Raw genomic sequence first — 5,616 nt, 5'->3', positions numbered from 1 at the left:
GCGGCGAATGTGCATAGATTTTTTTTGATGCCTTATGTAAATTTAAGACGAGTATTATTGCGAGGGGGTGCAAATTTTTAGGTAAAATTTTATGCTCATTGATTTTTTATATGGCTGCACTAAAGCATGCTCTATACGGAAAAATTTCGTATAAATTTTTAACGTAAACTTTGCCCATTTATGGGGAGAGGAGAAGGGAATAAAATTTTACGATCAAAAGGGTGGGGGATTATTCAGCAGGCTGTGTGTGCAACGCAAAAATAGCGATCCAGGAAGCGTGCCAAGCAGTGCAGATGAAACGAGACGATCTTCATCCGCCACTTTTTAAAATAAAATTTCGCGACTAAAAAAGCGATTTTGCCTTTGTAAATTTTAAAATTTTGCTAAAAATTCTTTGTATTTTTCTGCACTTTTTGCGATATATTCGCTATCTGGATGAAATGAAAATCCATAGCCAAAGTGGCACGGCAGCAGCTTGGCGCCTGTAAAATTCATCGCGCATTTAAAAGGCGTGATAACTTCCTCTATGTCAAATCCGATCGTGCCGTCTTTTTTATAGTTGCTTTGCTCGTCGCCTATAGTGATCGCTAGGGAGAATTCTTTACCTTTTAGCTTGCCGCCGGTGCTGCCGTAAGCCCAGCCGTAGGCGAATACATCGTCGAACCACTGCTTTAAAAGCGGCGGATAGCTGTACCAATAAAGTGGAAACTGAATGATAATTTTATCGTGGCTCAAAAGTAACTCCTGCTCGCGCGCTACGTTTATTTTGCCGTTCGGATAAGCAGCGTAAATTTCGTGAATATCAAATTTATCCGCTTGCTTTTTGGCTACCTCGCGCCACGCCTTGTTTGCGTGCGAGCTTGCCATATCGGGATGAGCGATGATGATGAGATTTTTCATATTTTATCCTTGTTTTAAATTTCTTACATTATATGTTTTTTGGCTGAAATTTTGATTTATCATCTAGCATAATATGGGTATGAAATTTCAAATAAAATTTTACTTCCACTCAAATACTACCGGAAGACTTGTAGTTTTTTGCATGCGATTAGAAGTTAAATTTATAAGCAAATATGGCAGACCCCAAAATCGATAGAATTTTATCTATTAAATTGTATTAAAAATTTTAAATGGTATGAAAAATGCGCCGAAAAATTCGGCGCAAATGAAAGGAATACTAATCTTAGATTAGCGCAGGAGCTACGATAAATCCTAGAGCGACCGAAAGCGCAACCATAATGGTTCCCGGAAGGAAGAATGAGTGGTTAAATACAAATTTACCGACTCTAGTCGTTCCGGTATCGTCCATAGCGATCGCGCCGAGCGTCGTAGGATAGGTAGGGAGCACGAACAAGCCCGAAACGGCTGCGAACGATGCGACTAAGATCCAAATTTGACCTGAATTTTCAGGGCTGGTCATTCCAAGCGCGGCGGCAACAGCAGGCATCATAACCTTTGTGGTCGCAGCCTGTGAGTATAGCAAGCAGCTTAGGAAGTATAGTGCGATAGCCAGTACGAAAGGATACTGCGTAACGACGTTTTTAGCTACCTCTTTGATGCTGTCGATGTGACCGTTTACGAAAGTAGTACCGAGCCACGCGATACCGATGACGCAGATGCACGCATTCATACCGCTTTGGAAAGTGCTGGTAGAGAGCAGTTTGCCCGTATCGATCTTGCACAAAACAGCGATAAGAAAGCCGATAGTTAGCATAAAGCTGATGATCGCGCTATCTCTTGAAAGGATCGGTTTTTCTACCAAGCCTACGCTCTTTGAGATCGCAAGTGCATAGCAAACGACGATCAAAACGCCGATAGCAAATATCGCAACCGATCTTTTCGCGTAAGGCTTTGGCTCTTTATACTCCTCGGCTTTGATCTCGGCTACAAGACCTTTTGAAAGTCTCTCTTTGTAAACAGGGTCTTTTGAAAGATCGAGATCGTAAAATTTATTTACGATGAAAGCCGTGATGATCATAGCTACGAAGGTAGTAGAGATGCAGATAAACAAAAGCTTAGGATAGCTAACGCCTAGCTTTTCGCACAAGCCACTCATAGCGACGAACGCCGCCGAAATAGGGCTCGCAGTAATCGCTACCTGAGATGAAACGACCGAAAGCGCAAGAGGAGCGGAAGGCTTGATGTTCTGCGTCTTTGCGACCTCGACGATAACCGGGATCATAGAAAACGCAGTATGTCCGGTGCCCGCAAGTATCGTAAGTAGATAGGTAACGATAGGCGCTAGGAAGTTGATCTGCTTAGGATTTTTCCTTAAAATTTTAGATGCTACCTGCACCAAATAATCAAGTCCGCCTGCGACTTGCAGCGCCGTAATCGCGGAGATTACCGATGCGATAATTAGGATAACGTCAATCGGGATGTCCTTCATATCGACCTTCATACCCAAAATGGCTAGGACGACAACGCCCAAGCCGCCTGCATAACCGACGCCCATGCCGCCTAGCTTAACGCCTAGGTAGATGCCGCCGAGCAACACGATAAATTGCAATATCACCATAAAGTCCATTGCAAAACTCCTTATAAAGTAATTTTTTTAACGGCGCGCAGAATTCTAAAGATTTCAGCAGGTAAAATCCGAATTATCTTTATAATTCAGTGGTCGGAATTCTATGCGGAATTTTATCCTAAAATTTCGCAAGTGGAATTTTACTCCACGGAAGCTAAATCTAACTTGATGAAATTCTGCATCTACGGAATTCTGCACGATCAATTTTATCTATTTAGAATTCTACTTTGCGGAATTTCGCCTATTAAATTAACCGACGAAATTCCGCGCCGCACCTAGTTTGAAACTATTTTTTGCTCATATGTGGGTTGAGCATAGATTTAGGCTCTAGGATCTTATCGATCTCCTCTTTTTTCAAATATCCGCGCTCTAAGCAGATTTCGCCGACGGATTTTCCGGTCTGAAGTGCCTCTTTGGCGATACTTGCGGATTTTTCGTAGCCGATGTATGGATTGAATGCAGTAACAATACCAACAGAATTTAGCACCGATTTTAGGCAAGCTTCAGGGTTTGCTTTTAGATGTTTGATAGCTTTTTCAGCTAGTGTATTCATCGCATTTTCCAAAAGCACAATCGAGTTAAATAGCGCATATGCGATGCCAGGCTCAAACGCATTAAGCTCGAATTCTCCGCGCTCGGAGCAAAGCATGATAGTTACGTCGTTGCCGATTACCTCGTAGCATGCCTCGCCTACGACCTCTGCGATGACCGGATTTACTTTACCAGGCATGATAGAGCTGCCAGGCTGCATCTGAGGTAAATTTATCTCGCCAAGACCGCATCTTGGGCCTGAGTTCATTAATCTTAAATCGTTTGCGATCTTGCTTAGTCGAACCGCGGCAGTTTTTAGAGCGCCGCTAACGTGAACGAAATCGGCAGTATCTTGGGTAGCTGCGATGAAGTCCTCCGCGGCTTTAAATTTAACGCCGGTGATTTCACCCAGTTTTTTCTCGACTACGTTTTTGTAATCAGGATGGCAGTTGATACCTGTGCCGATCGCCGTAGCGCCCATATTTAGGTAAGTCATCGACTCTCTAGCAGCTTTGATAAGTGCGATATCGGTTTTGATGTAGGTAGCAAAAGCGTTGAAAGTGTTTCCAAGAGTAGTAGGAACGGCATCCTCAAGCTCCGTCCTTCCCATTTTGATGACATCTTTGTATTCTTTGGCTTTGACTTCAAGCTCTTTTTTCAAATTTTCCATAGCTTTTAGTAGATCGGTTAGCTTGGCGTAAGCGGCGACTTTGATCGAGCTAGGATAGGTATCGTTGGTGCTTTGACCCAAATTTGTGTGGTCGTTTGGATGGAGGTATTGGTATTCGCCCTTTTTATGTCCCATGCTCTCCAAAGCTATGTTTGTAATGACCTCGTTGGTATTCATATTCGTCGAAGTTCCGGCGCCGCCTTGGATCATATCGACTACGAATTGATCTCTAAACTCTCCTGCGATGAGCCTATCGCAAGCTTTTGCAATCGCATCGGCTTTTTGTGCGTCTAGGACTCCGACCTCTTTATTGGCTAGTGCAGCTGCTTTTTTGATTTGTGCAAATGCTTTGATAAAAAACGGATAGTCTTTGAGCGGTCGTCCACTTAAATGGAAATTCTCGAGTGCTCTAAATGTTTGCACACCGTAATATACGTCGTCGGAGATTTCTAGCTCTCCGATGAAATCGTGTTCTTTTCTGGTCTTTGCCATAATAAGTCCTTTCGTTGAAATTGTTAATGGAATTTTAAAGCTTTTAGTATTAAAAGCAGCTTAAAACGTAACGAAAAATTAAAATTTAGAAATTAGTATGATTATTTAAGGCTTTAAATAGAATTTTACTTAAAAAATATTTTGGAATTCGCTACTAAGGCATAATTACACTTTAATAGAAATATTGCATCGCACGTAGATTATGAAAGTGAAATTATAAAAATTCTTGTTTAGCTTAAATTATAATTTGAAAAATTTGAACTTAAAGGCGATAAAATGGAATTTTTCATTGTATTTGTATTTACTGGCGTGGAACTATTTTTTGCGTTTTATAAAATAAACATATAGAAGCGAGATTATAATGACGACGGCGAACAGAGCGATCGTAATTAGATGCAGATCTTGCTTGATTAGCTCCTCGTTTTCGCCGATGAAATAGCCCAAACTCATAAGTATTAATGTCCAAATCGCAGCTCCAAGCCCAGTAAATAGCACGAAGCGCGCGACATTCATCTTTGCAAGGCCCGCAGGAAGGCTGATGTATTGACGAATACCTGGGATTAAGCGGCAGTTAAACGTTGAAATTTCGCCATGGCGGTTAAAAAAAGCTTCGAATTTTGCAAATTTCTCCTCGGTGATGCCTACGTATTTGCCGTATTTAGCGATAATCTTACGTCCAAAAAAGTAGCATAGATAGTAATTAAACAGCGCGCCGGTGATGCTGCCGCCAAGCCCACAAACAAATGCTATAACAAAGCTCATCTGCGATTTTGAGGCCAGATAGCCCGCAGGGATCATCACGACTTCACTTGGGAAAGGAAAGAAGCTGCTTTCTAAAAACATCATCACAAAAATGCCAAGGTATCCCCAACCTGCGACAAATTCTACGATAAAATTTACGATATTAGAAAGCATTTGAATTCCTTGATTTAATGTGTAAAAAACTAGCTACGCTTAAAATTCCGCAAATTTAACATCGGCAGAGCGAATAAATTTAGAATTCAATAATCCGATGATATAAGAGTGAGCTTAAAATTTCGCAAAATTTAGCGCATATAAAACAAAGGCGCGGGCTAAATTTTATCCTTACAAGTTGCCGCTGCAGCGAACTTGCATTATAAATTTAATAGCCTCGCGCCTTAAAATTAAAACTATTTTGCGTATTCGATGTTTAGTTTGCCGAATAGCTCATTAGCCTTGTCATCGATTTTTTTGTTTACTTTGCTTGGAAGTAGCTGATTTTTGATGAGATCTTTTACCTTTTCAAACGGCATAGTCTCAGCCTTTTTGCTGCTTTCTTTGTAGATTACATGATATCCGAATTGTGTCTTTACCGGAGTTTTGCTCATCTCGCCATCTTTTAGCGCAAACGCCGCTTTTTCAAACTCCGGCACCA

Annotated in this window: 5 protein-coding genes; all 5 read right to left on the bottom strand. The window is 41.4% G+C overall.

Annotated features, from left to right (window positions below):
• Window positions 1-372 precede the first annotated feature (372 nt).
• On the bottom strand, window positions 373-900 hold the full coding sequence (locus tag Q0236_RS06350; RefSeq protein ID WP_297916158.1) for an NAD(P)H-dependent oxidoreductase: 528 nt from the start codon (window positions 898-900) through the stop codon (window positions 373-375).
• Window positions 901-1,183: 283 nt separating this feature from the next.
• Window positions 1,184-2,527, bottom strand: coding sequence for an anaerobic C4-dicarboxylate transporter (locus Q0236_RS06345; protein WP_297916156.1), 1,344 nt, complete (start codon window positions 2,525-2,527; stop codon window positions 1,184-1,186).
• A 286-nt stretch (window positions 2,528-2,813) separates the two neighbouring features.
• Window positions 2,814-4,220, bottom strand: a complete 1,407-nt coding sequence (locus Q0236_RS06340; protein WP_297916154.1) for an aspartate ammonia-lyase — start codon at window positions 4,218-4,220, stop codon at window positions 2,814-2,816.
• Window positions 4,221-4,535: 315 nt separating this feature from the next.
• The gene (locus tag Q0236_RS06335; RefSeq protein ID WP_297916153.1) at window positions 4,536-5,135 is read right to left on the bottom strand and encodes a DedA family protein; all 600 of its coding nucleotides are present in this window, start codon (window positions 5,133-5,135) and stop codon (window positions 4,536-4,538) included.
• Between the two features lie 236 nt (window positions 5,136-5,371).
• The coding region (locus Q0236_RS06330) for a peptidyl-prolyl cis-trans isomerase (protein WP_297916151.1) at window positions 5,372-5,616 on the bottom strand (245 nt) is incomplete at its 5' end.

This window comes from uncultured Campylobacter sp. (assembly GCF_938031315.1).
Taxonomy (GTDB): Bacteria; Campylobacterota; Campylobacteria; order Campylobacterales; family Campylobacteraceae; genus Campylobacter_B.
The sequence above is the reverse complement of the archived record's forward strand: the minus strand, read 5'-3'. Positions and strand labels throughout refer to the sequence as shown.

Bases quoted from the DNA above. Each gene is read 5' to 3' on its own strand.
- Q0236_RS06350 (WP_297916158.1), bottom strand. From the start codon at position 900: ATGAAAAATCTCATCATCATCGCTCATCCCGATATGGCAAGCTCGCAC.
- Q0236_RS06345 (WP_297916156.1), bottom strand. From the start codon at position 2,527: ATGGACTTTATGGTGATATTGCAATTTATCGTGTTGCTCGGCGGCATC.
- Q0236_RS06340 (WP_297916154.1), bottom strand. From the start codon at position 4,220: ATGGCAAAGACCAGAAAAGAACACGATTTCATCGGAGAGCTAGAAATC.
- Q0236_RS06335 (WP_297916153.1), bottom strand. From the start codon at position 5,135: ATGCTTTCTAATATCGTAAATTTTATCGTAGAATTTGTCGCAGGTTGG.